General features: G+C 62.6%; 20 protein-coding genes and 1 tRNA gene. 20 read left to right on the top strand and 1 reads right to left on the bottom strand.

Going from position 1 to position 25,171, the window contains the following annotated elements:
- Positions 1-594 precede the first annotated feature (594 nt).
- The 5 genes from KUG38_RS05710 to KUG38_RS05690 all read left to right on the top strand — a co-directional run bounded on the left by KUG38_RS05710 (position 595) and on the right by KUG38_RS05690 (position 5,685).
- Positions 595-1,602 carry a sodium-dependent bicarbonate transport family permease gene (locus KUG38_RS05710; protein WP_216919735.1) on the top strand — a complete coding sequence of 336 codons (1,008 nt, stop codon included), beginning with the start codon at positions 595-597 and terminating at the stop codon, positions 1,600-1,602.
- A gap of 50 nt (positions 1,603-1,652) precedes the next feature.
- Positions 1,653-1,967, top strand: a complete 315-nt coding sequence (locus tag KUG38_RS05705; RefSeq protein ID WP_015110057.1) for a P-II family nitrogen regulator — start codon at positions 1,653-1,655, stop codon at positions 1,965-1,967.
- Positions 1,968-2,164: 197 nt separating this feature from the next.
- Entirely contained in the window at positions 2,165-3,505 is a 1,341-nt protein-coding gene (locus tag KUG38_RS05700) for a cation:proton antiporter (protein ID WP_216919732.1), read from the top strand.
- Between the two features lie 67 nt (positions 3,506-3,572).
- Positions 3,573-4,541, top strand: a complete 969-nt coding sequence (arsS, locus tag KUG38_RS05695; RefSeq protein ID WP_216919730.1) for an arsenosugar biosynthesis radical SAM (seleno)protein ArsS — start codon at positions 3,573-3,575, stop codon at positions 4,539-4,541.
- 52 nt (positions 4,542-4,593) lie between these two features.
- Positions 4,594-5,685, top strand: a complete 1,092-nt coding sequence (locus KUG38_RS05690; RefSeq protein ID WP_216919728.1) for a methyltransferase domain-containing protein — start codon at positions 4,594-4,596, stop codon at positions 5,683-5,685.
- On the opposite strand, the gene KUG38_RS05685 is transcribed toward KUG38_RS05690, so the two are convergent.
- Positions 5,627-6,193 carry a metal-binding protein gene (locus KUG38_RS05685; protein ID WP_216919727.1) on the bottom strand — a complete coding sequence of 189 codons (567 nt, stop codon included), beginning with the start codon at positions 6,191-6,193 and terminating at the stop codon, positions 5,627-5,629. The genes KUG38_RS05690 and KUG38_RS05685 overlap by 59 nt on opposite strands.
- Positions 6,194-6,282: 89 nt before the next feature.
- Here KUG38_RS05685 and KUG38_RS05680 point away from each other — a divergent pair.
- From KUG38_RS05680 to KUG38_RS05610, 15 genes are all read left to right on the top strand, one after another.
- Positions 6,283-6,354: transfer RNA gene (locus KUG38_RS05680), tRNA-Val, on the top strand.
- 133 nt (positions 6,355-6,487) lie between these two features.
- Positions 6,488-7,726 carry a site-specific integrase gene (locus KUG38_RS05675; protein ID WP_216919725.1) on the top strand — a complete coding sequence of 413 codons (1,239 nt, stop codon included), beginning with the start codon at positions 6,488-6,490 and terminating at the stop codon, positions 7,724-7,726.
- A 549-nt stretch (positions 7,727-8,275) separates the two neighbouring features.
- The gene (locus tag KUG38_RS05670; protein WP_216919723.1) at positions 8,276-8,902 is read left to right on the top strand and encodes a hypothetical protein; all 627 of its coding nucleotides are present in this window, start codon (positions 8,276-8,278) and stop codon (positions 8,900-8,902) included.
- Positions 8,899-10,263: an AAA family ATPase gene (locus KUG38_RS05665; protein ID WP_216919721.1), complete on the top strand. Its 1,365-nt coding sequence runs from the start codon at positions 8,899-8,901 to the stop codon at positions 10,261-10,263. The genes KUG38_RS05670 and KUG38_RS05665 overlap by 4 nt, the downstream gene beginning before the upstream one ends.
- A gap of 595 nt (positions 10,264-10,858) precedes the next feature.
- Complete coding sequence (locus KUG38_RS05660; protein ID WP_216919720.1) at positions 10,859-11,389, top strand: hypothetical protein; 531 nt, start codon at positions 10,859-10,861, stop codon at positions 11,387-11,389.
- 269 nt (positions 11,390-11,658) lie between these two features.
- Complete coding sequence (locus KUG38_RS05655; protein ID WP_216919718.1) at positions 11,659-12,228, top strand: recombinase family protein; 570 nt, start codon at positions 11,659-11,661, stop codon at positions 12,226-12,228.
- A 516-nt stretch (positions 12,229-12,744) separates the two neighbouring features.
- Positions 12,745-15,879, top strand: coding sequence for a site-specific DNA-methyltransferase (locus KUG38_RS05650; protein ID WP_216919717.1), 3,135 nt, complete (start codon positions 12,745-12,747; stop codon positions 15,877-15,879).
- A gap of 13 nt (positions 15,880-15,892) precedes the next feature.
- On the top strand, positions 15,893-19,081 hold the full coding sequence (locus KUG38_RS05645) for a BPTD_3080 family restriction endonuclease (protein ID WP_216919715.1): 3,189 nt from the start codon (positions 15,893-15,895) through the stop codon (positions 19,079-19,081).
- Entirely contained in the window at positions 19,081-19,533 is a 453-nt protein-coding gene (locus tag KUG38_RS17125) for a PIN domain-containing protein (protein WP_353617725.1), read from the top strand. Before KUG38_RS05645 ends, KUG38_RS17125 begins: the two co-directional genes overlap by 1 nt.
- A gap of 154 nt (positions 19,534-19,687) precedes the next feature.
- A complete protein-coding gene (locus KUG38_RS05635; protein ID WP_353617741.1) occupies positions 19,688-20,644 on the top strand; it encodes a DUF3387 domain-containing protein in 957 nt (318 codons plus the stop codon).
- On the top strand, positions 20,641-21,255 hold the full coding sequence (locus tag KUG38_RS05630) for a hypothetical protein (RefSeq protein ID WP_216919709.1): 615 nt from the start codon (positions 20,641-20,643) through the stop codon (positions 21,253-21,255). Before KUG38_RS05635 ends, KUG38_RS05630 begins: the two co-directional genes overlap by 4 nt.
- A 146-nt stretch (positions 21,256-21,401) precedes the next feature.
- The gene (locus KUG38_RS05625; protein ID WP_216919708.1) at positions 21,402-22,562 is read left to right on the top strand and encodes a Fic family protein; all 1,161 of its coding nucleotides are present in this window, start codon (positions 21,402-21,404) and stop codon (positions 22,560-22,562) included.
- A gap of 445 nt (positions 22,563-23,007) precedes the next feature.
- The gene (locus KUG38_RS05620) at positions 23,008-23,430 is read left to right on the top strand and encodes a type II toxin-antitoxin system death-on-curing family toxin (RefSeq protein ID WP_216919707.1); all 423 of its coding nucleotides are present in this window, start codon (positions 23,008-23,010) and stop codon (positions 23,428-23,430) included.
- A 170-nt stretch (positions 23,431-23,600) separates the two neighbouring features.
- Positions 23,601-23,783: a type II toxin-antitoxin system Phd/YefM family antitoxin gene (locus KUG38_RS05615; protein WP_216919706.1), complete on the top strand. Its 183-nt coding sequence runs from the start codon at positions 23,601-23,603 to the stop codon at positions 23,781-23,783.
- Between the two features lie 253 nt (positions 23,784-24,036).
- Positions 24,037-25,131 (top strand): Fic family protein, encoded by a 1,095-nt coding sequence (locus tag KUG38_RS05610; protein WP_353617724.1) that lies wholly within the window; start codon positions 24,037-24,039, stop codon positions 25,129-25,131.
- Positions 25,132-25,171: the final 40 nt, after the last annotated feature.

Below are 25,171 nucleotides of genomic sequence, written 5' to 3'. Positions count from 1 at the left end.
GCCCGATCCTCAGGCCCGCCCCAGCCTGAGAGCGACATTGACCACATCCCACCATCCCCTGACACCGCCGAGGAGCTCCGCCGAGCCCATGGTCGTTGGCGACACCAGGGGTGGCATCGGCGACCACAGGACAAGGGTCCGGGGCGATCGATCGCACCGTGAAGCGATGATCCATCGAGCGGCGGTGGACCCGGCCGCGACCACCCCAAGCGGCGACCTGCAATCACCTTGCCATCATCCGGATGCCGGCGGAGGTCCTGCGGGGCAAAGGATATGGGCGGCAGAGCCTCCGTTGGGCCAGTCAGGGGAAATCTATCCACCAGCACGAACCGCCTGCCGCTCCAGATGCAGAACAGCGCCGCGACCGGAATCACGCAAAGGCTGCTGATTCACGGCCGCTGAATGGCATTGGAGGCGCAGAGATCACGGAGCCTGGATTCCTTCAACGCCCGCCATCTTCCGACACAGAAGAAACTCAGAACCAGGCAAGGACCAGCCACGTGACGCAAACTTTACACTTTGTTACCTTCGACGGGCCGGCTGTGGCGGCTGCTACCTTTCCGGCCACTCAACCGAAGAGAACTCCGACACCACGTGGCATTCATCTCCGACTTCCTCCCGCTCTTCCTGGAGCAGGTTCAGTCCCCGACCCTGGGATTCCTGATCGGCGGGATCATCGTGGCCGCCCTTGGCAGCCAGCTGGCGATCCCTGATTCGATCTACAAGTTCATCAGCTTCTTCCTGCTGATGAAGATCGGCCTGACGGGCGGGATCGCGATTCGGAATTCCAACCCCACCGAGATCTTTCTGCCGGCGCTTGCGGCCGTGGGCCTGGGCATCGTGATCGTCTTCCTCGCCCGCTGGACCCTGGGCAAACTGCCCGGCATCAGCGTGCCTGACGCCGTGGCCACCGGCGGTCTGTTCGGTGCGGTGAGCGGCTCCACCCTGGCGGCCGTGCTGCCCCAGCTGGATTCCGCCAAGATCCCCTATGAGGCCTGGACGGCGGCCCTCTACCCCTTCATGGACATCCCGGCGCTGGTGACGGCCATCGTGGTGGCCAGCGTCTACCTCTCCAAGAAGACCGGCAACACCGCCGAGAAAGTCCAAGTCTGGCCAATCATCAAGGAAAGCATCCAGAGTTCGGCCGTCACGTCGCTGCTGCTGGGCGTGGCCCTCGGCATCCTCACCAAGCCTGAGCCCGTCTACGAGAGCTTCTTCAACCCCCTGTTCCGCGGCTTCCTGGCGGTTCTGATGATCATCATGGGGATGGAGGCGGCCCAACGGATGAACGAGCTGCGCAAGGTGGCCCAGTGGTTCGCCATCTACGCCTTCATTTCCCCCATCGTGCACGGCTTCCTGGCCTTCGGCGTTGGCCTGATCATCCACAAGATCACCGGCTTCAGCATCGGTGGTGCCGTCGTGCTGGCGGTGATCGCCGCCTCCAGCTCGGACATCTCGGGCCCGCCCACCCTGCGTGCCGGCATCCCCTCGGCCAATCCCTCGGCCTACATCGGCGCCTCCACCGCCATCGGCACCCCCGTGGCGATCGCCATCTGCATCCCCCTCTTCATCGGGATTGCAGAAGTGATGCTCGGCCGATAGATTCTCATCCACCAATCCATTTCCTGCCTACCACCCTTTAGGTCAATCCCATGAGTCAACAGGTCTGGAAGCTTGTGATCGTTGCGGAGGAAGTTCTCTCCAAGAAGCTCGTCAAGCTCATCAAGGCGGCAGGCGCCACCGGTTACACCGTCAACGCCGCTGGTGGTGAGGGGAGCCGCAATGTGCGCTCCACTGGCGAGCCGAGTGTGTCCCACACCCTCTCCAACGTGAAGATCGAAGTGCTCACCGGCACCCGCGAGCTGGCCGACACCATCACCCGTGAGATCGAAGCCAAGTTTTACGCGGACTTCTCGATCATCACCTACATCTACCCCGTGGAAGCCCTGCGCGACCACAAGTTCTGATCCATCGGGTCCCCGGGCGCCCACCCGTTCCTGCCGGGACGGGTGGGCTTGCTCTAGGTCGCTGGCTGGCGTGGATCAACGCCATCGATCACCAGCGCTGATCGGATCCATCACGGGATCCTTTGGTTTCTGGTGTCGTCCAGACAACAGTTCAAGCCTCTTTCCTTCTAAAACTGCACCCACCCGTACCCCACCTGATGGATCTGCTGCCCACCTTGCTGATGGAAGTCGGCAGCCACCAGGTTGAAGTGACGGAAACCCTGATCGGGGTTGGCCGTTTTCTCGTGATTTTCGTGGCGGCCCGCTTCATGGCGGAGCTGATGGTGCGCCTGCAGCTGCCCACCATCCTTGGCGAACTGGTCGCCGGCGTGATCATCGGCGCCTCCGGCCTGCACCTGGTGGTGCCCCCCGAAGCCCAGGCCCAGCTGAGCGGCGCTCTGCTCGGGATGCTGAGCTCCCTGGGCGGCATGACCCCGGAGTCCATCAGTTCTCTGTATTCCGAGACGTTTTCCAGCCTGAAGGTGGTGGCCGAGATCGGCCTGTTCTCTCTGCTGTTCCTCACGGGCCTCGAGAGCGAGCTGGATGAATTGGTGGCCGTGGGCATCCAGGCCGGCACCGTGGCCTTCACCGGCGTGGTGCTGCCCTTCGCCGCCGGCACCGCCGGGCTCTACTACATCTTCCATGTGCCGTTCATCCCGGCCGTGTTCGCCGGTGCCGCCATGACGGCCACCTCGATCGGCATCACGGCGAGCGTGTTCGGCGAGCTGCAATGGCTGAAGCGCAAGGAAGGCCAGATCGTCATCGGCGCCGCCGTGCTCGACGACATCCTCGGCATCGTGATCCTGGCGGTGGTGGTGTCCCTGGCCGGCGGTGGTTCCTTCACCCTCGGACCGGTCATCCAGCTGTGCGTCGCGGCGGTGATCTTCGTGGCCGTCGCCCTGGTGCTCAGCCGCTTCGCCGCCCCCGCCTTCGACTGGGTGGTGGATCAGCTCAAGGCCCCCGGCGATGTGGCGGTGGCCAGCTTCGTGGTGCTCACCCTCTGCTGCTTCGCCGCCCAGGCGATCGGCCTGGAGGCCGCCCTGGGCGCTTTCGCCGCCGGCCTGATCCTCAGTGCCTCCAAGCACACCCACGACATCGAAGCCGCCGTCAAACCCCTGGTGGCCCTGTTCGCCACGGTGTTCTTCGTGCTGATCGGCACCGGCATGGACCTCTCGGTGCTCAACCCCTTCGATCCCGCCAACCGCGAGGGGCTGGTGGTGGCCCTGTTCCTGCTGGTGGTGGCCGTGGCCGGCAAGGTGGCCACGGGCTGGACCTACACCAGCAAGGACCCCACCAACCGCCTGGTGGTGGGTCTGGGGATGATGCCCCGCGGCGAGGTGGGTCTGATCTTCCTGGGTCTGGGAACCCAGGCCGGCATCCTCACCCCGGCCCTGGAAGCCGCCATCCTGTTGATGGTGATCGGTACCACCTTCCTGGCCCCGATTCTGCTGCGGCTGGTGATCGGTGGTCAGAAGGAGGCGGCAGCCCAGCCCAGCTGAGCCCCCACTCCGCCCATCCGATTCGCCGCCCCGCCGGTAACTCCGCCGGCATCCGTTCCCCCCATCCATGGGCGTCGCCGATCTGACCGGCTCCACCACCACCCTGGCTCCGCCGTTCCCGGCCCTGAGCCGCGGCCGCCTCGACACCCTGCAGGTGAATCTTGGCTACCGCTGCAACCAGAGCTGCAGCCACTGCCATGTGAACGCCGGCCCCAGCCGCACCGAGATGATGGGGGCCGAGACCATCGCCCTGGTTCCGGCGGTGCTGCGGGCCCGGGCGATCGCCAGCCTGGATCTCACCGGCGGTGCGCCGGAGCTGCATCCCGGCTTCCGCGAGCTGGTGCGCCAGGCCCGGGGGCTGGGGGTGGCCGTGATCGACCGCTGCAACCTCACCATCCTCAGCGAACCCGGCCATGAGGACCTGGCCGGGTTCCTGGCCCAGCAGGGGGTGAAGGTGGTGGCCTCCCTGCCCTGCTACCTCGCCGACAACGTCGACCGGCAGAGGGGTGATGGGGTGTTCGCGCGCAGCCTCGCGGGCCTGCGCCAGCTCAACGCCCTCGGCTACGGCGATCCGGACGCAGGCCTGGAGCTGGATCTGGTGTACAACCCCCAGGGCCCCAGCCTGCCGCCGCCCCAGGCCGCCCTGGAGGCCGACTACCGGCGTGAGCTGGCCGATCGTTTCGGGCTGCGCTTCAACCGCCTGTTCACGATCACCAACATGCCCATCCAGCGCTTCGCGGCGGTGCTGGGCCAGCAGGGGCAGCTGGAGAACTACAGGGCACTGCTGCGCCAGCACCACAACCCGGCCAATCTGGAGCAGGTGATGTGCCGCTCGACGATCAGCGTCGACTGGCAGGGCTCTCTCTACGACTGTGACTTCAACCAGATGCTCGACCTGCCGGCCGGCAGCGGCCCCCGGGCCCACCTGCGCCAGCTGCTGGAACGGGACCCTGATGGGGCGCCGATCGCCGTGGCCGACCACTGTTTCGGCTGCACCGCCGGCGCCGGCTCCAGCTGCGGGGGCGCCCTGAGCTGAAGCCCCGCCCGTCCCAGTCACACGCCGCCCCAGCCCCCACGACCCTCCCCCGATGACCAGCGCCACCGATCTGCACCGCAGCGTGCAGGAGTACTACGGCTCCACCCTCAGCAGCAGCGCCGACCTGCGCACCAGCGCCTGCTGCGATGCCAGCAGCATGCCGCCGCCGCTGCGGCCCCTGCTGGCCCGGATCCACCCCGAGGTGCTGAGCCGCTACTACGGCTGCGGCCTGGTGGTGCCGCCGCTGCTGGAGGGCCTGCGGGTGCTCGACCTGGGCTGCGGCAGCGGCCGCGATGTCTACCTGCTGGCCCAGCTGGTGGGGGCCGGCGGCGAGGTGGTGGGCGTCGACATGACGCCGGAGCAGCTGGAGGTGGCCCGGCGCCATGCCGACCACCACGCCGAGGTGTTCGGTTACGCCAATGTGCGTTTCCTGGAGGGCCGCATCGAGCAGCTGGAGGCGCTGCCACTGGAGCCCGGCAGCTTCGATCTGGTGATCTCCAACTGCGTGGTCAACCTCTCGGCGGACAAGCTGGCGGTGCTCAACGGGGTGCGGCGGCTGCTCAAGCCCGGCGGGGAATTCTTCTTCGCCGACGTCTACGCCGACCGGCGCGTGCCCGAGGCCCTGCGCCACGACCCGGTGCTGCACGGCGAATGCCTCAGCGGCGCCCTCTACTGGAACGACTTCCTGCGGCTGGCGCGCCAGGCCGGCTTCGCCGATCCGCGCCTGGTGAACGACCGGCCCCTGGAGATCACCGACCCGGAGCTGGCGGCGCGCACCGGCGCGATCCGCTTCTTCTCCGCCACCTACCGGCTGTTCCAGATCGAGGCCCTGGAGGACGCCTGCGAGGACCACGGCCAGGCGGTGATCTACCGCGGCAGCATCGCCGGCCACCCCGACGCCCTGCCCTTCGACAAGCACCACCACATCGAGTCCGGACGGGTGTTTCCGGTCTGCGGCAACACCTTCCGGATGCTGGCCGAAAGCCGGCTGGCGCCCCACTTCGAGTTCATCGGTGATTTCAGCCGCCACTACGGCCTGTTCGAGGGCTGCGGCAGCGCCCTGCCCTTCGACGGGGGGGTCTCCCCTACCGCCGACGGACCCGCGACCGCGCCGGCCCCCGCCAGCGGCGGCTCCTGCTGCTGAGGCGGCTGAGGCGCCGGCGCAGGGCGCGCAGGGGCCGGGGCAGCCGCGGGATCGGATCGCCGTCCTGGAGCAGGTGCAGCCAGCTGCTGGCCTCCAGGCCCACGAAGGCGGCGATCAGCAGGGGCCGCTGGGAACCCCAGAGTTCCCGGCCCCGCTGCAGCAGCTCGCCAGGCGGCGGGGCGCCCAGGGGCCCGAGGGCGGCGCAGGCGAGCAGCACCAGCGCCGCCAGCCACAGCAGCCGCAGGCTGGTGCCCAGCAGGGGGCTGTGGGAGAGCAGGGAGCGGTGGCTGAGCAGGCGCCGGTAGGGCCACCAGAGCAGGCGCATGGGACCCCAGCGGCGGGTGGCGTTGGAGCGGGTGTCGAGGTCGGGGGAGAGCCAGAGGCCGCCGAGCAGGAAGGCGCCGGTGGCGACGGCCACCCCCGCCGGCCCCAGGGCCGGCCCCCACAGCAGCCCGAAGGGCAGGGCCAGCCATCGGGTGGCGCGATCGTGGCGGCGGCCGCTGGCCATGGCCGGGCTCCGGACGCTGCCGGCAAGGTACCGGCCGCCGGCCCCGGATGCCTGGTCCGCGTCGCCCCCTCCGCCAGAATGGGCCAACCGCCCGATTAGCTCAGCGGTAGAGCGCCTGCCTTACAAGCAGGATGTCGCTGGTTCGAAACCGGCATCGGGCATCACCACAATCCGCTCCAGCACAAGGGTTCTGAGCCATGGTCATGGAGCCTGTGATGACCTGTCTGGACGTGTGAGGTCGATTCTGCGCACGATTCTGCGCACAATGGGGGCGTTCCCCCGACTTCCTGCCTGATGGGTTCGCAGCCGGCCAAATGGGTGGCCAACGTTCGTGGTGCCATCAAGCAGCAACACGGCTTCGGCTGGAGCATCCGTGAAATCGCCGGCAAGGTTCAGCTGACCCACCGCTTTGAAGACGGCAGCCGCAGCTCCGTGGTGCTCGATCTGCCCTGGAACGCCGATTGCACCTGTGAGCTGCTTGGACTGTTGCCGGAGATCCGCAACCGTATGGATGGCCAGCGTCTCGGGCTGAAGGAGGCCTATGACCTCCTGCGTGCGCCCGCCGCGACCCAGCTCGGGCGCATGGACTGGCAGGAGCTGGTCCACCGGTTCCACAAGCACAAGACCGCTGACACCGGAGACGTGAAGGAATCGACCTGGCAGGCGGCCTACAGACCGGTGATGGCGAAGGTGCTGATGGTGATGGGAGCCAGGCCGGTGCCAAGGGATGCACGAACGTTGCTGGCGGCCCTGAGGGATCGTTACGGCGGCGAGCCTGGCAGCCGAGGACGCAAGCTCCGGATCCAGTACGCCGCCCAGCTGCTCCGGTACACCGTGGTCCAGACAGGAGCACCGGAGCGGTGGACGCCACCCGATGATCTGACTGCCTTTGTGGGCAGAGCTGGCTCGCGTACGGAGCGGGAGGGAGCCACACCATTGAAGGATGCTCAACTCATGAGGGTGCTGGAGGCGATTCCAGATCCGAGGTGGCGCCTGGCCGTGGGCCTACTGGGATGCTTTGGCCTGCGGCCGGTGGAACTGAAGTATTGCCAGCCCAACGCAGACAAGTTGCATGTGGGGTATCGCAAGCGGACGGCAAGGGGCAATAGCAACCCGGGTGATGTACCAGGTCTTGATCCAATCGGGATGGAGGGCGAAAGCCTCCGTCTGCTACGGCTATTGGAGAGCAAGCTCGTGGAACTACCTCCACTCGGAACGACCGATCGGGCTGCGGCCATGTCGGTTCGTCAGTACCTGGACCGCCGGGCTGTATGGAAATTGCTGAAGACTGAAGTGGCTGTAACTGATGGCCGACTGTCGGCCTACAGCTTCCGGCATGGGTACGCTCTTCGCGCCCATGAGGTCTATGACCTGAGTCCAAGGGTTACAGCTGCATGCATGCGCCACAGCTTGCAGACTCACCAGCTCCACTACGGCGCCTGGACAGACAGTGAGACCATCGACGCGTCCGTCAGAAGAGGCAGGGATCGCCTCAATGCAATGGCGGAAGCGGCCGCCTTCCAGGAGGGTTGACAAGGCAGGTCATGCCATGCAAAGTGGCCTCACCAGAGTGCTCAACACCTTATGGCGTGACGCCAAGGGTGAAGTCCTCGGTCCACGGTTTGGCGCGAGGCCTCTCCGTTGAGTCGCCGCAAATCCGTCTAGGCGTGACGCCTGATTGATCTAAGCGACTTGCCACTACTAGGCGTGACGCCTGTTGTGAGGTCTGACTTTCTATCAAAGAACTTCCGATTTCATAAACATGGCTCTCCATCAAGAGAGGTGGCTTCCGTCTGGGCAAGCTGCTCTCACTCTTGGCGTCTCTGTGCGGACTCTCAAGCGGTACGCCGACCACCACAGCTTTCTGATTGAGGGGAAACATTGGCGCTTTGGCCCCCTCTGCAACTCGCCAAGGCAGTGGAACATCCCTGCCTGCGTTGATGCCCTCTCTTATCGGGGCCGCTTGCGGCGCCAGGAGTTGGCTGCAATTACCTCGACCTGAGGTGTTGCCATGTCGACCTGTATTGGCTGTCTGGCTGAGCTGCTGCATTGGAAGCCCTTCCCTGCCGTGGAGGGGGGGCAATGACCAAGCCATGGATTGCAAGCGGGAAACATCGCCGCTGCCCGGTCTGCGGCCGTGACACCGATGACAAGTGCAGGCGATCGGATGACCTGCTGAGCTGCTATTGGGGCGAGCGATTCACCCCTCCCGCCGGCCTGAAGCTCGGCCAGGTGCTCGACATCGAGGGGCGCCGCTGGGCTGTGGTGAACCTCTCCGGCGGATTTTCCGACAACAGTCTGATCCTCCGTCCCCACGTCGACCGCGTGGACTTCAAGCCCGCCCAGCGTCTCCAGCGTCGTCGCGAGGTGGCCGTCCTGGCCCCTGCGCTGCGCGACGTGTTCGCGAGGGTCCGGGCCTACGTCCACGCCACCCTCGCGCTGCCGGATCCGCATCAGGCCACCGCTGAAGACGTCCGCCTCGGCCGGGAGCTGCTGGAGGCCACTCGCCGCCACCTGCAAGATCTCCGCGATCCCCTGGCGGAGGCCCGGAGAGACGACCCCTCCCTGGGACGCCTCATGGCAGCCGTCGAGCAATGGCAGCGGCTGGTGGACTATCAGGCCGCCGACCTGGAGATCTTCCACAGGTGGGTCCTTGGCACGCCGTCGCCTGAAGCCGTTGCCTCCCTCGCCCAGCAGGGGGCGTCATGACGGCCTCCCGCAACCTGCCCCCCCTTGACGTCCCCGCCGAGCTGAGGGCTGCTGCCGATGCCGCCAAGGTGCGGGCACTGAAGCCGGTGCCGACAGCAGTAGCAAAACCCAGGTCGAGGCCGAAGAAACGCAAGTCCACCAAGCTCAGCCTCTGCCGCCGGCTCGAATGCTTCCGCTGCTGTTGCGCCGCCCTAGTCACCACTGAGAGGAACACGCTCCGACGCTTGGCACGGCTGCGCCATGCCCTCGCAGCACTCGACCTGCGCAGCGTCATCACCAGCAAGGAACTCGGTGCTCAGGTGCTCGAGGCCCAGGACCGGCAGGCCGGCAACACCTTCTCACTGCTCACTGCGGCAGATCGTCAGGCCATGCCCAAACCGGCCATTCGCTGGCTGATCCCTGGACTGATCCCTTCCGGTGACCTGACGATCATCGGCGGACGCCCCAAGGTCGGAAAGACTCGCCTCGCTGTCGCTGCCGCCCGGGCGCTGCTCCAGCAGGAGGACTTCCTGGGCTTCGGCAGCCCGCCATCCCAGCCCCCGGTGATCCTCGTCACCGATGACCAGGGCGACGCCAGCACCAACAACCAGCTGGAGCAGCTTGCGATCTGGGACCATCCCCGCCTGCTTTGGGTCCGTCGCTTCCGCGTCACCGAACACGATCTCGACGAGCTCCAAGACGCCATCAAGGCCCATCCCGGCGCGGTGGTGATCGTTGATTCCCTTCGATCCATCACCCGGTCATGCCCGTTCGGGGAGAACGATCCAGAGATCGGTGCCCTGATCTACGAACTCAAGACAGACGTCATGGATGCCGGCGGATCTCTGCTGCTGATCCATCACTGCAACAAGTCCTCCGAGGCCACCGGCACTGAGGCCCTGAGTGGCCACAGCGCTATCGCCGGTGCCGCCAGCACGATCCTCACCCTCCACTACCTCAACGCTGGCAAGGTCGGCAGCCTGCCGATGAAGGACACCCCTGATCGGCGCCTTGCCTGCGAATCACGCGACAGCCTTAGCTCTGATCTCGTGGTCACCCTTGACCCTGCCTCCGGCCGCTGGTCCCGGACTGGTGAGCACTCCGCCTGGCTGGTCGAGCACCAGGCCGATGAGAAACGCACCCGGAAGCTTGCTGAGCTGACCGAGGAACAGCGGCAAGTGCTCGAGGCGATCGGTGGACTCAAGGGGCCGAACGGTGGCACCTGCCGGCAGATCGCTGAGATCCTCCACAACACATACGACCCCTCCAAGTCGCAGATGGAGCTGATCCGCAAGCAAGCCAAGTCCATGGTCCGGCGGGGGCTACTACGGGAGATCGATGGCCACGGCTTCACCCTGTTCGCGCCTGTTCTGCCGTCATGAAGCTCACTGAATCGGTTGAACCTTGGTTGATCGGTTGGATCCCTGTTGTACCAAGGGATCCACCGGTTGGAGGACCGGTTGGAGGGTGGTTGGAGGTGGTTCGAACGCCAACCGCTCCAACCGCCTCCAACCGGCTACGCCAACCACTAAATCCCTTGGCATCACTCAAGTCCAACCGATCAACCGCCATTTCTGGAGAGCACGGGAGAAACGAGAAAACGCTTCATCCATGACCTGAACTCCCCCCCCCCACACAACCAGTCCTCCGAACACCCTCATCCCCTTGGACCAATGACCCGCTCGAAACCCACCACAGATCCAGCCGCTCAAGCGCCCCACCAAAGCTTCACAGAAGCCGCACGCAAATCACACCGCAACGTGGACTGGCTAATGAAGAGGGGTACATCCGTCGAGATCCGTAGACCGGACCGCGAGCCGGTGCCAGCGATCATTTGGGACGCCGACAGGACGAGCCACGAAAACCTGATCACCCTCCCGGGTGAGCTTGATCGGATCCTGAGGATCGACTGGTTGTTCGTGCACCCCGTCGAGGCAGCCCAATGAGCACCGCTGCCCCCCTGACCCGTGACCGCCGATGACCGTTTCGACCGACCGCACCACCCAGACCGAGGCCCGACTCGATCAGCTGCGGGCGCTGCATCTGGAGGGAGGCTCCGCTGCCGACCTTCGCCAGCTCTGCCGCAGCTGGGGCCTGAGCGACCGCCAGGGCCGCCGGCTGCTGGCCGCCATGCGCGACCGACTCGCCGCTGACTGGCAGGAAGCGAGGCCCCAGCTGATGGAGCAGACGCTCGCCCGCTTGGAGTTTCTCTATCGCCGGGCCACCGAGAAGGGGAACCTCGCAGTGGCGCTGGGTGCCATCAACAGCACCGCGAAGCTAACGGGCCTCGACCCGCGGGCCTCCGCCCTGGGCCAGCAGCTGCTGCTGGAGGCCATCAACGCTGCGCCCCTCACCCATGAGAACAGATTTGGCTTGTACCTGACCCTCGCGTGCCGTGGCCTGCTGCCGCTGCCGCTGCCGCTGCCTGACATGGAACACCTGAGTACGGCCGAGCTGGGGGCCATCGCTGCCGGTGAGCACCCTGCGATGGCGGAGGCCTTCCAGTGACGCTTCCTGCCCGCCTGCTACCCCGTCCATGGCGCCCTCGCCGAACAGTGTCCCGATCGTCCGCTGGCGGCCTGTCCTGAAGGGTCGACTGGGTCCGCGGTCGCTGCTGAGGCTGAAGGCCGAGACGTGCCTTCGAAATCGCCGACATGGTGGCTGGCTGCAGTGCACCACAACTCAGGATATTCGGCGCAACAGATCCTCATATCAGAAGACTGGGCTCTGCATGCGCCGGAACTCTGCGCCAGATTGTGAGCAGTTCTAGCGCCCCCATGGCCCAGATCGGATACGCCCGCTGCTCCACCGTCCAGCAGGACACGGCGGCCCAGCTCGATGCCCTTGCCGCTGCTGGCGTGCCGAGCGAGCAGATCTACTGCGAGCACATCAGCGGTGCCGCTCCGTTTTCAGATCGTGTGCAGCTCCAGGCGGCCCTTGCCGCTCTTGGGTCTGGGGACGTGCTGGTGGTGCCGAAGCTCGATCGGATTGGCCGCTCGATGGAGGATTGCGTCTCTCGCGTTGCCGAGCTGCTGGATCGCGGCTGTCACGTGCGCACGCTCGACGGCCGCGTGGACACCCTGGGCCTGGGGAAGATGGCGAAGCTCGTGGTGGGAATCCTGGCTGCCGCAGCCGAGATCGAGAGGGAGCTGATCCTGGAGCGCACTGAGGAAGGCCGGCTCCGCGCTCTGGCGGCTGGGGTGAAGTTCGGCCGCAAGCACTCCTACAAGCCGGCGCAGGCTGAGCACGTCAAGGAACTCGCAGCCCAGGGGCTCCCCCACCGCAAGGTGGCGGCCATGGTGGGTCTCTCCGCCACCACCGTGCGCAGGATCCTGCAGGAAGCGTGATGCCCCACTACCTGGCAGTGGTGGTCATACTGCCCCGAGAGGCGAAGGTCTGACCTGTTGATCGCTGATCAGGAGCAGCTTGATGAGTTCCTTGGAGCCCTTCAGGCATTGGACGGCAGCTCGGGTAACAGCAAGCTGCGGGAGTTGCTCGGCTGGGATGAGGCCACATACGACACCGTTAAGGCCGCCCTGGTCGAGAAGGGCATCCTGGTGCCCGGCCGAGGCCGAGGCGGCTCGATCGCTATCGCAGGATCAGAGGCACCAGCCACCAACGCTCCAGGCCCCCTCGGCTTCGAGGCCCAGCTCTGGAAGGCGGCCGATGCGCTCCGCACCAGCATGGATGCGGCCGAGTACAGCACGTTGTGCTCTGGCTTGTGTTCTTCACGTACTTCTCCGACGTCTTCGAGGCCAACTTCACCCCCCCGAACACACCAACAGCTTCCTCTCCAAACTCGATCCGGATCTCCAGGCCGAGTACGACCTTGCACCTGCCTTTTCATATAACTGAGTCGGACTATGCCCCGCACACCTAAACCGAATCCAGCTGAATCGAACACAGCTGCTTCTATCGCCTCAATCAAGTATCCAGCCACACGGAAGAACATTCCTCCTGCTGGGCTCGAAGCGCAGGGCGTGATTCAGAAAAAGTTGATGATCCGGCACGAGTATAATCCACATCTGCCCCCAATTCTCCGCTCGGCAACGGACTCGGGCGCGGAAGACAAGCTACCGGAGCTCCTGGCTATTGCGCGGAAGAGGGCCCTTTCGGACGATGAGACACGCACCCTCGCGTCTGCACTTCGACGTCACGAACCTTGGCTGGAGTGGAGCGGAAAGCGCGAGAAACCTTGGTTTGAAGTCGATCCAGTCGCGTTGCATATGCACGAGCGCGTCTCCACCCAGGCAATTCTTCGGGTTCTCGCGCGGGAGGATATCCAGCGCGATCTGTTTGCCGATCCCCAGCACGACTATGCCAAGGCCGTGCAGTTCTATCAGCACGATGTGGGCTGGGCGAACCGCATGATCCTCGGCGACTCGCTACAAGTCATGGCCAGCCTCGCCCGGCGCGAAGACCTCGCGGACAAGGTGCAGATGATCTACCTCGATCCGCCCTACGGCATCAAGTTTTCATCCAACTTCCAGCCGCAACTCGGCCAGCGCGACGTAAAGGACCGCGAGCAGGACCTAACCCGTGAGCCGGAGATGGTCAAAGCCTACCGCGACACCTGGACCCTCGGCATCCATTCCTACCTCGCCTACCTGCGCGACCGGTTGCAAATGGCCAAGGAACTCATGGCAGACTCTGGCAGCATCTTCGTGCAGATCAGCGATGAAAATCTGCATCGCGTGAGGTGCGTGATGGATGAGGTGTTTAAGCCGGAGAACTTTACCGCACAGATTACATTCAAGAAAACGGGTGGCTTCGAGACAATCGGCATGCCAGGCATCTGCGACTACCTGCTTTGGTATGTAAAGGATAAGAGCAAAGCTAAATTCATCACGCTCTTCGATGAGAAGGTTCACGGAGAGGGGTCTGGCGACCGTTATAACTCGGTGATGCTTTCAGATGGCTCAGTCGTTCCAGTCAGCCATTATCAGACTGAAGAAGGATTGGAACTCCCTAAAGGAGCCCGACTCTTTTTGGGTGGGCCGGTGACCTCTGATGGGGCCGCGAAGGAGCCAAAGTATTTTGAATTTGAGGGCGAGAGCTTTCTCCATAAGTCGAATCAGCATTGGAAAATGACGCCCGAGGGGATGGGGCGACTTGGCGAAACGGAGCGAATCTTCCGAACTAAGACTTTTTTGAATTCCCGCATCTTTCTCAATGACTTCGCTGCAACGCCTCTAACCAACATGTGGTCTGACACAATGGGCACGGCAGAACAGGACAAAACGTATGTTGTTCAAACGACGACGAAGGTTATTTCTCGCTGCATTCTCATGACCACCGACCCCGGCGACCTCGTGCTGGACCCGACGTGTGGGAGCGGGACGACTGCGTTTGTAGCCGAGCAATGGGGTCGGCGCTGGATCACTTGCGATTCGAGCCGCGTGGCGCTTGCGCTGGCCAAGCACCGGTTGATGACCGCGAAGTTTGATTATCATCAGCTTCGCTCGCTAAGCGCGGAGGACTTGGCTCGCAATCCTCGCGGAACGTGGCTCACCGACCCAACGGGCAAGGTGCCCGGCAAGGCCACCTTTGCTTGCAAGGCAGTACCACACATCAAGCTTGGTCGAATTGCTCGAAACGCTTCGCTCGATCCCATCATTGCCAAGTACAAAGTTATCCTCGCTGAGAATCTGGCTCAACTTAACCACGAAGTCGCCAAGGTAGGAGAGTCGCTGAAGGCGAAGCTAGTGGAGAAGCTGATCCAGAAGCATCGCGAATCCGGAGCAAACGCAGTGACGGATGCCGACACTCGGCGCTGGTTGCTGCCGGACACACAGCCGGAGTTGATCCGCTCCTTTCCGGCTAGGAAGCCATTCAAAGGCCTGACACCGAAGCAGGCGGAGGCTTATCGCTCCGCGATTCCCACAGGCGGTTGGAAGGTATGGGAGGTGCCCTTTGACACCGACGGTGACTGGCCCAAGCAGCTGTCGGATGCGCTCACCACCTACCGCACCGCATGGCGGGCGAAGATGGACGAAGTGAATGTATGCATCTCCGCCAACGCTGAGATGGAGGAACTGGTGGACAAGCCCGAGCCGGTTAAGGACGTGGTGCGGGTGAGCGGTCCGTTCACAATGGAAGGAGTCATCTCAGTTGAAGACGGCCCAGATTCACCAATTGGCGGAGTGCCCGGCGAGTTGGACACTTTCGACGGAGATGCAGCGGTACAAAACTCCGAGGCGCATCTCGACAAGATTCTCCGGCTTCTAAGGGCAAGCGGCGTCGACTTTCCCAGCAACAAAAACATGAAATTTAGTCGGCTCGATTCCCTCACCAGTGCCACGTTTATTCATGCTGAGGGGGAATGGATGAACGGCGACCAGCAGGAGCGCCGCGTGGCCGTGAGCATTGGCCCCGAGATCGGCAATGTGAGCGCGATGCAAGTAGAAGATGTAATCCGTGACGCGAACCGCAAGGGGTATGACGACCTTGTCTTTGCAGGGTTTGGCTTCGACGCCTCAGCGCAGGATGCCATCGAGAGTGCAAGCCATCCCAAATTACGCCTGCACATGGCGCTCATCCGACCCGATGTGGCGATGGACGACCTACTCAAGACGCAGCCAGGCAGCCAGCTCTTCACCGTCTTCAGCGCGCCCCGCGTCAAAGGTCCCACAATGCATTCAGACGGCGAGTACATCGTCGAGGTCGAAGGCATGGATGTTTATGACCCGGTTAGCAACACGCTTTTTCCCACGGACAAGGAGCGCATCGCCGCGTGGTTTCTCGACACGGACTATGACGGACGAACCTTCTGCATCTGCCAGGCCTTTTTCCCAGATAGGAGCAAATGGGCCAAGCTGGCGAAAGCGCTAAGCAATGCCAATGTGATTGCTACGGATGCCTTTGAAGCACTCAGCGGTCTAACGAGCCTTCCCTTTCAGAACCCTGAGCGATTAGGCAAGGGCGAGATTTGGCGCGTAGCAGTGAAAGTCATCGACCCTCGTGGGAACGAGGGCCTGCGAGTGCTCACCATCAACTGAACCAAGGAATCCAATGTCAGAGCAACAGATTCCCATTCAGCCAGTCGAGAACCCGATTCTGTGCTCGCCCTACGCTGAGCCAGAGCAACATTGGCTTTACGACACCAAGACCGGCATTCCTTCGAAAGCGCCTGGACGCCGACCGGCAAGTTATTGGTTCAAGACTGAGCGCACCGGCAGCGCACAGTTGTCGCTCCTCTCTGAGGAAGAACGTGATGATCTGCCTTTGGTAAACGCACTGCGTGATGACGTGCGACGTTGGCGGTCATCAGGCTGGGAAAATGCAAGTGAGACTACAAAGAAGTTGCTGCGCCATTGGTCGCGCGAGGATCGAGGGCGGCGATTGTTCTTCTGTCAAGTCGAAGCCGTGGAGACGATCATCTACTTGCGGGAGATTTTATCTCTCGGGAAGAAGACCCGCTGGACTGCGAAGCTGACGCTGGAGGATTTCAGTACGCTGGAGAAAGGGAAGAACCCACGCCCCGAGGAGTGGGTGGCGAGAGTAGCCCAACATGCCAAGCTGGCTGATATCCCGAACGAGGCGGGACTAAAGGCGATTCACCGCTATGCCTGCAAGATGGCGACAGGCAGCGGAAAGACAGTGGTGATGTCCATGCTAATCGCATGGGCATTCTGCAATCGCGGCACGAAGCCAGGCGATCCGCGCTTTCCACGATGTGCGCTGGTGGTGTGCCCAAACCTAACGATCAAGGAGCGGCTAAACGTGCTGCGGCCCGGCGACCCGAATAACTACTACGAGAAGTTCGACATCGTACCCTCATCGCTGCGTCCTGAGCTCTCTAAGGGCAAGGTGCTCGTGACGAACTGGCACGCGCTTCTTCCTGAGGCAGAAGTGCAAAAGGTCGGCGGATCGCCCGTGATACAGCTCGGTCCGGAAAGTCCCGAGTCCTTCGCAAAAAGCCGTCTAGGCGACCTTTGGGTCGAAGAGCCGCTGATGGTGCTGAACGACGAAGGCCATCATGCCTACCGGCCTGCACCCGTGCCAGATGGCGAAACGCTCTCCGCAGAGGAAAAAGCCGATCGCGAGGAGGCAACAGTGTGGGTGAGTGGGTTGGACAAGATCAATGCTGCATGCGGCATAGGCATCTGCGTCGACTTGTCGGCTACGCCCTTTTACATCCACGGCAGTGGCTATCCAGAAGGCTCGCCATTTCCATGGATCGTCAGCGATTTTTCATTAGTGGATGCCATCGAGAGCGGCATAACGAAGATCCCACGCTTGCCAGCCATAGACAATACAGGGCGGCCAGACCCGAAGTATTTCAAGCTCTGGGATCACATCACACGCGACCTTAAGTCTGGCGAGAAGCTAACTGGAGGCAAACCAAAGCCAGCGGTAGTTTATCGAAAAGCAGAGGATGCCTTGTTGACTCTCGCAGGCGAGTGGCGGCAGCATCTCGTACAGATCACTAATTCCGCTCCTGGCCAAGTTCGAACTCCGCCGGTGATGATCATCGTTTGCGATAACACTGATATTGCAAAGGAGTTTTATCGCGTGATTTCCGGCGAGGAGATGATCGAAGCAGACGCGCCCGATGAGGATGAGGATCAAGACGACTTGCCCAAACGACGGACTAAGAAACCTAAGGCGCAGAAGCACTACGGCGCAGGCCTAACAGGCTTTCCCGAATTGTGGAACCGCGAAGGAGCGGAGGTGACACTCCGCATTGATTCCAAGCTGCTCGCCGCCGCCGAGAGCGAGGATCCCAATACGACGAAGAAAGAAGCTGCCGAGGATCTACGAAAGATTATCTCAACAGTTGGCCGTATTGGCGAGGCAGGCGAGCACATCCGCTGTGTTATAAGCGTGAATATGCTAAGCGAAGGCTGGGATGCGAATAATGTGACACACATTCTCGGGCTGCGGGCTTTTCATAGCCAATTGCTTTGCGAGCAGGTGGTGGGACGCGGACTGCGCCGCATGGATTACGAGCCAGATCCATCGACCGGATTATTGTCGGCAGAGTATGTGGACATCTTCGGTGTTCCCTTCTCACTAATTCCCTTCAAAGGACGTGAGCCTGGAGGTGGCCCGCCACCCGAGGATCGACCCAAGCATGAGGTGATGGCGATGCCTGAACGCAAGCCTTTCGAGATTCGTTTTCCTGTGGTCGAGGGCTATGTCGTTTCTTTGCAGCGGAACTTGGTCACTGCAAATGTTTCAGAGGTAGAAATGACCAAGCTTGACCCTTGGTCAACTCCCACGGCGGCCTTTGTCAGGCCGCAGGTTGGATACCAGATTGGTCATGCAAGTGCACACGGAGGCTTCGGTTTTGAGCAGGTTGACCGGCAGGCTTACTATGACTCCGTTCATTTACAAACAATTGAGTTCGAGATAACGCGCGAGATCGTGCGAGCTCTCACAGAGGCAGCCCATCCGGGCAAAGAAAGGCTGCGGGGGGAAAGTCGCAGCACTTTGTTTCCGCAGGTTCTACGAATCGTGCAGAGCTATATGAATGAGCGTGTTGACTTCAACGGTTTGAATCAAAGCGAGGTAGGTTTGCAAACCTATGCACAACGAATCATCGGTCTTTTGATCGCAGCCATCACTCCGGATGACGGCAAAGGAGAGGCTCCTCTTTTGCCGAGACTGAACCGCTACAGACCCATTGACAGTACAGAGCGTGTTCGCTTCAAGACGGTGAAGCCGGTGCAGATCACAGGCGCGAGTCACTTGAACTTTGTTGCATGCGATACGGGCACGTGGGAGCAGGCCGCGATGTTCCAACTTGAAAGGCTGGCGATGGAAGGTGTGGTATATTGCTACGCGAGAAATGATCGACTCGAATTCAACATACCATATGAACTTTATGGGAATCCACACGTTTATGAACCGGATTTTATTGTCCGTCTGTGTAACTCAGTGAGCCTGGTGCTCGAGGTCAAAGGGAAGCAACACGACGACACTGACGCTAAACACCAAGCAGCCAAGCGTTGGGTCTCCGCTGTGAATCATTGGGGGCAGCTCGGCGAGTGGGATTTCTTGGTTTGCAGAGAGCCTCAACGGGTGGGTGAGGAAATTGGGAGGACTGTTGCTGCACGGAAAGCACGAAAGCATGACTTAGCTGCGAAGCTCTATGGGCAAGCAGAAACGGAAGTGGCGCGTTTGCGCTCAATTGGCTGGACACAGACAGATTTTGCTCGTGCTCTAAAAGATCTACTTGAATCAAACGAGGGTTAATGTCCATGCAAGGTCACAATTGTCGTGTTGTCCTGGACACTAACGTGATTGTCGGCGCAGGATCAAGATGGCTTGACTATCCAGTTCTTGCAGCAAATAGAACGTTTTGCCTTCGAGTAGTGATCCGGGTCCTAGAGGCACACACTGGTATCTTTTGTGAAAAGATCGTTAGGGAATATGCACTGATTCTCTTAGAGCGCAATCATCCAGAGGATCGTGCTCGGAGGTTGATAACGTATCTCATGGGCGCATTCACTAAGATATCGATCACATCTGCATCTGCGCCAACTCCTCCAGCAGACCCAGATGATGAAGTGTTTCTCCTCTGTGCTATTGACGGCAACGCTGATTACCTCGTCTCTGAGGACCGTGACCTGACAGACTTAAAAGCGAGCTATGCCAGGCCGGTGATTGGGCGAAGTGAAGAGTTGGCTGTTCCTTTGGGAGCGTAAGAGTTCCTGGATGTTGATGCAAACCATCACCCGCGAGAACCGGGTGGTCCAAAGCAACTCGGGTGGCCTGATCGTCGACTACCTCGGCCTCGTCGATCAGCTCAATGCGGCCCTGCCAACCTAATCTTAGCCCGGCGGCCAGTGCAACACGGCGCTGTACCTGTCCGAGGCGGTGGCCGTGATGATCGAGAAGTATGCAGTGTGCTGCATCCTATTTCACGACCTCGATTGGAGATCCTTGATGAACGGCACGCACCAGTATGGTATCTCTTCTCTCCCTGCCGCCCAGGAGCACATCCTGGCCCAGGGGAAGGAGCGGCTGCTGAAGAGCGTCACCGAGCTGTCGCAGGAGTTCGCCTTGCCTGTCCCCAACGCGGAGGCAATCCGCTTCCGTGATGACGTAGGCATCATCCAGGTCGTGCGCGTCATGCTGGCCAAGGGCGTGACTGGCAACAGCCAGTCCGATGAAGTGGTGAACCTGGCCATCCGCCAGATCATCTCCAAGGCCGTAGTGTCAGATGGGTTGCTCGACGTGTTCGAGGGCGCCGGCCTCAAGGATCCCGACATCTCGCTCCTATCTGACGAGTTCCTCGCCGAGGTAAGGGGAATGCCCCAGCGCAACCTGGCCGAGGAGCAGCTCCAGAAGCTGCTCAAGGGTGAGATCAAGCGCAACGTGTTGCAGGCCCGCTCGTTCAAGGAGCTGCTGGAGAAAGCACTCCAGCGGTGCCGCCAAAGGGCAATCGAGGCGGCCAGGGTGATTGAGGAGCTCATCCAGCTCGCCAAGGACCTGCAAGCTGCGGCCAGCCGTGGCGAAGCCCTCGGCCTCAACGACGACGAGGTGGCCTTCTACGACGCCCAGGGCAATAACGACAGCGCCGTGGCCGTCCTCTGCAACAATCAACTCCCCGTCATCCCGCGCGAGCTGGTGGCCACCGTGAAGGGCAGGGTCACTATCGACTGGACCCTGCGGGAGAACGTACGGGCCGAACTGCGGGTAGCCGTGAAGCGGATCCTGCGGAAGTACGGCTACCCGCCGGATCTCCAGGCCAAGGCCAACGACACCGTGATCGAGCAGGCGGAGACCCTCACCGAGGGGTGGGCGGTGGCTTGAGCGAGCTGGGACCCGTCGATCGTCTGCGTCGCTCCGGCGAAGAGCGTTTCCACCAAGGGGGAGCGGCTCTGGACTTCAACCTGCGCTCGTTCTGGCAGTGGAGCGCCTCCGACCTGGTCAGCAACACGCTTCGGGGGCTCCTGGCCGAGTACATCGTGGCCCAGGCCCTGGGGGTGGCCAACGATGGGATTCGAGAAGAGTGGGCGCCCTACGACCTACGGACTCCAGAGGGAATCGCCGTTGAGGTGAAGTCAGCGGCCTACATCCAGAGTTGGCATCAGGAGCGGCTTTCGACGATCTCTTTCCTCTGTCCTAAGACCAGGGCATGGGACCCTCAGACCGGCTTCTACGAGGATGAAGCCCGAAGACAAGCCCGTGTCTACGTCTTCGCACTTCTTGCCCACGAGGAGCAGGCCACCCTGAATCCGCTTGATCTGGACCAGTGGGAGTTCTACGTGGTACCGACGGTGGTTCTCGACGCTCGCAAGCGGAGCCAGCACTCGATCACGCTTCCATCCCTGAAAGCCCTTCCCCTGCACGGCGTGCCTGTGGGCTTTGAGGGGATCGCTGAGGCGGTGGCCAGAGCTGCTGGAGAGGAGGCCAGGGACTGAACCCGGACCGCCGAAGGTTCGTTCAGCCGGAGGCTAAGGCCGGGGCTCAAGGCCATCGAGCTGGGCCGGGCAAGCTTGTTAAAGGAAGTGCACATTCGCTTGAATAGGCCCGGTCCTTATTCAAGGTTGGGGCACCACCTCCAGGTATGCAACGGGTCGCCACGGGCCACTACGAGATCACCACCACAGCCGGGGAGTCCGTCAGATCCTTTGTGCCGGATCCCCTCCCACCTCATCCCTCGCTTGATCTGGGCGGGCAGGGGCAGGCCCTCAAGGATCGCGCCTTGCTGGCCTGTGGGCGGCTTGATGGCGTGTCGGCCCTGCTTCCCGATCCAGAACTGTTTCTATACGCCTACGTCCGCCGGGAGGCCCTGCTCTCGTCCCAGATCGAGGGAACCCAGTCGTCTCTGTCAGACCTGCTGTTGTTCGAGCTTGAAGAGGCTCCTGGGGTTCCCTTTGACGATGTCGTGGAGGTATCGAGCTACGTGGCGGCCCTCGAACACGGCTTGGCCCGGATGGCCAGTGGTTTCCCCCTCTCCTCCCGCTTGCTGAGGGAAATCCACGAAGTGCTGTTGGCCCGTGGGCGTGGTGCCGATCGAATGCCGGGCCAGTTCCGGCGGAGCCAGAACTGGATCGGCGGCACCCGGCCGGGCAATGCCCGCTTTGTGCCACCACCTCCTGGGCTGGTGGAAGGCTGTATGGCCGAGCTGGAGCGGTTTATCCATGCCGACGACGATCTGCCCGTACTGGTGAAGGCCGCCCTCGCCCACGTGCAGTTCGAGACGATCCACCCGTTCCTGGATGGAAATGGCCGCTTAGGACGACTGCTGATCGTGCTGATGCTGGTGGATGGAGGCATCCTGCGCCAGCCCCTGCTCTATCTCAGCCTGTTCTTCAAACAGCACCGCAGCCGCTACTACGAACTACTCGATGAGGTGCGCCAGCAGGGTGACTGGGAGGCGTGGATAGCGTTCTTTCTGGAGGGTGTGGAGAGCACCGCTGCTGCCGCTGTGGACTCGGCCCACCGCTTGCTGGAGCTGTTCCGGAGCGACGAGATGAAGCTCACAGGATTGGGCCGATCGGGCACCAGCCTGAGGCAGGTCTACGCGTCGCTCAGGCAACGGCCCTTGGTCGGGATTCCCCAGCTCGCGGCCAGGGCGCAGGTGAGCTTCCCCACCGCAGCCAAGGCCATGGAGCGCTTGGTGGCTCTGGGAATCGCCAGAGAAGTCACCGGAGGCCGGCGCAACCGGGTGTTTGCCTACGACGCCTACATCGCCATCCTGGGTGAAGGGGCTGAACCGCTCTGAGGGCAAGGAGGGGTGTTCCCAGCCACGGACATCAGGACAATTCTGCGCATGATTGTGCGCACCGATTCGCAGCAATGGCCCAAATGCCTTGCTGCATCAGGAATTGCTACCTGCCTTACAAGCAGGATGTCGCTGGTTCGAAACCGGCATCGGGCATCACCAGATCCCAGCAAAGGCGGGGATCCATGTCACTACGGCCACCAGGAAGGTTGACGATCATGGCTAGTGTCAATCCACTTAAACCTGAACTACCGGCCGTGGCTACCGATGCCTCCCCGATCTGGAAGAGCAAGGTTGCCGGTCAGAGCAGCGTGCCCTCTGTTGAGCCTCCCCGGCCAGGCGCTCTCCCCCCCCTGACGACGCGGAATGGAGTGCGCCCGGAACTCATCGATGACGCTCTGGCGTTCATGGATGAGTACGACGACGTGTTCCGTTCGCTGGCTCAGTGAGGATTGCGCCTGGGACCCTGATCCTCCCAGGCCCTTTTGAGATTGCACGGGTCCATGCGGCGACGATCAACAGGCATGGTGGTCTCCAGGTAACGCCGGATCTACGCAAGATCGAAACCGCTCTGGCGGAAGTCCTGGCATTCCACACCTTCAGGCCTGAGGCGGACATCGCTCTTCTGGCTGCTGTTGTGGCCTACGCCTTCGCCAAGGGCCACCCCTTACCCGATGGCAACAAGCGGGTGGTGTTTTTCTCTGTGAAGATGGTGCTGCGGGCGAATGGGTTTGAGTGGAAGCCCCGCCATGAAGAGGCGGAGCAGCGCATGTGGCGGCTCGCAGAAACCTCCCCTCCACAGCGTGATCAGGTGCTTGAAGAACTCTCGATCTGGATACGGCAAAGCTGCACGCCGCTGTCCAGCTGATCTCGCCATTTTTGCGCTGGCAGAGGCAAGGGCAGCATCTCCCCTCCGACCCTGCCGCTGGCGCGGCTGGTGGCCTGAGGGGGCATAAACAGACGGCGCGCGTTGGCCACTTCTGCCGAGGCGCCGTCCCACGGACCCGCATGGTGTTGGTCATCTCGATGACCAACACCATGCGACAGGTCACGGTGGCGGAGGCCAAAGCCCAGCTGTCGAGCCTGCTCGACGCGGTGGAGCAAGGCCAGGCGGTGGTGATCACCCGCCGCGGCAAAGCCATCGCTGAGCTGGTTCCGCGGCAGGCTGTGCGCGATCTGCTGCCCCAGCTCCAGGCACTGCGGGATGAACGCGGCACCTGATGCTGTACGTGGACACCTGCGTGCTGCGGGCCTCCGATGCAATGCACCTGGCCCCAGCTGGTCGGGGCTGACTGACGCGCGCCTGGCGGATCACCAGGGCCAAGGGGTCGCCGATCTTGTTAAAGGAAATGCCGGTTCGCTTGAATTACGCTGATGCTTATTCAAGGTTGGGCCTCCACCACAGGAGATGAAACGGGAAGCCACAGGCCATGTCGAAATCACCAGCACCGCCGGGGAGCCCGTCAGGGCCTTCGTGCCAGATCCGCTGCCACCGCAGCCCCCGCTCGACCTGGGCCGACTGGGACTGGCCCTGAAGGATCGCGCTCTCCTGGCCTGTGGGCGTCTCGATGGCGTTTCAAGTCTGCTGCCCGATCCCGACCTTTTCCTGTACGCCTACGTCCGTCGGGAGGCCCTGCTCTCGTCCCAGATCGAGGGAACCCAGTCGTCTCTGTCAGACCTGCTGATGTTTGAGCTGGAGGAGGCTCCCGGAGTTCCCTTCGACGATGTGGTGGAAGTGTCGAGCTACGTGGCGGCCCTTGATCACGGTCTGGCCCGGCTGGCCGGCGGTTTCCCCCTCTCGTCCCGCTTGCTGAAGGAGATCCACGCCGTGCTGCTGGCCCGCGGGCGAGGAGCCGATCGGCAGCCGGGTGAGTTCCGGCGCAGCCAGAACTGGATCGGCGGTACCAGGCCGGGCAACGCCCGCTTCGTGCCACCTCCTCCGGGACGGGTGGACAGCTGCATGGCCGAGCTGGAACGGTTCCTCCATGCCGAGGACGACCTTCCCCTGCTGGTGAAGGCAGCCCTTGCCCATGTCCAGTTCGAGACGATTCACCCCTTCCTGGATGGCAATGGCCGCCTGGGGCGACTGCTGATCGTGCTGATGCTGGTGGATGGCGGCATCCTGCGCCAACCGCTGCTCTATCTCAGCCTGTTCTTCAAACAGCACCGGAGCCGGTACTACGAACTCCTCGATGGGGTGCGACGCGATGGGGATTGGGAGGCGTGGGTCCTGTTCTTCCTGGAAGGCGTCGAAAGCACCGCCGCTGCCGCGGTGGACGCAGCCCACCGGCTGCTGGCCCTGTTTCAGACCGACGAGAGCAAGCTCACGGGCCTTGGACGTTCGGGCACCAGCGTGCGGCAGGTGTTTGCCGCGCTAAGGCAGCGGCCCCTGACCGGGATTCCCCAGCTCGCGACCCGGGCTCAGCTGAGCTTCCCCACGGCAGCGAAGGCCGTGGAGCAACTGGTCGCCCTGGGGATCGCCCGGGAAATCACCGGAGGTCGGCGCAACAGGGTGTTCGCCTACGACGGCTACCTGGCGATCCTTGGCGAAGGGGCGGATCCTCTCTGAGCCAGGCGGACCCAGACGCACCCGGACCAGGCCATCATGA

The sequence above is a fragment of the Synechococcus sp. CCAP 1479/9 genome, assembly GCF_019038535.1.
In the GTDB taxonomy this organism is placed as follows: domain Bacteria; phylum Cyanobacteriota; class Cyanobacteriia; order PCC-6307; family Cyanobiaceae; genus Cyanobium.
This window is presented reverse-complemented; position numbering and strand designations above follow the sequence as displayed.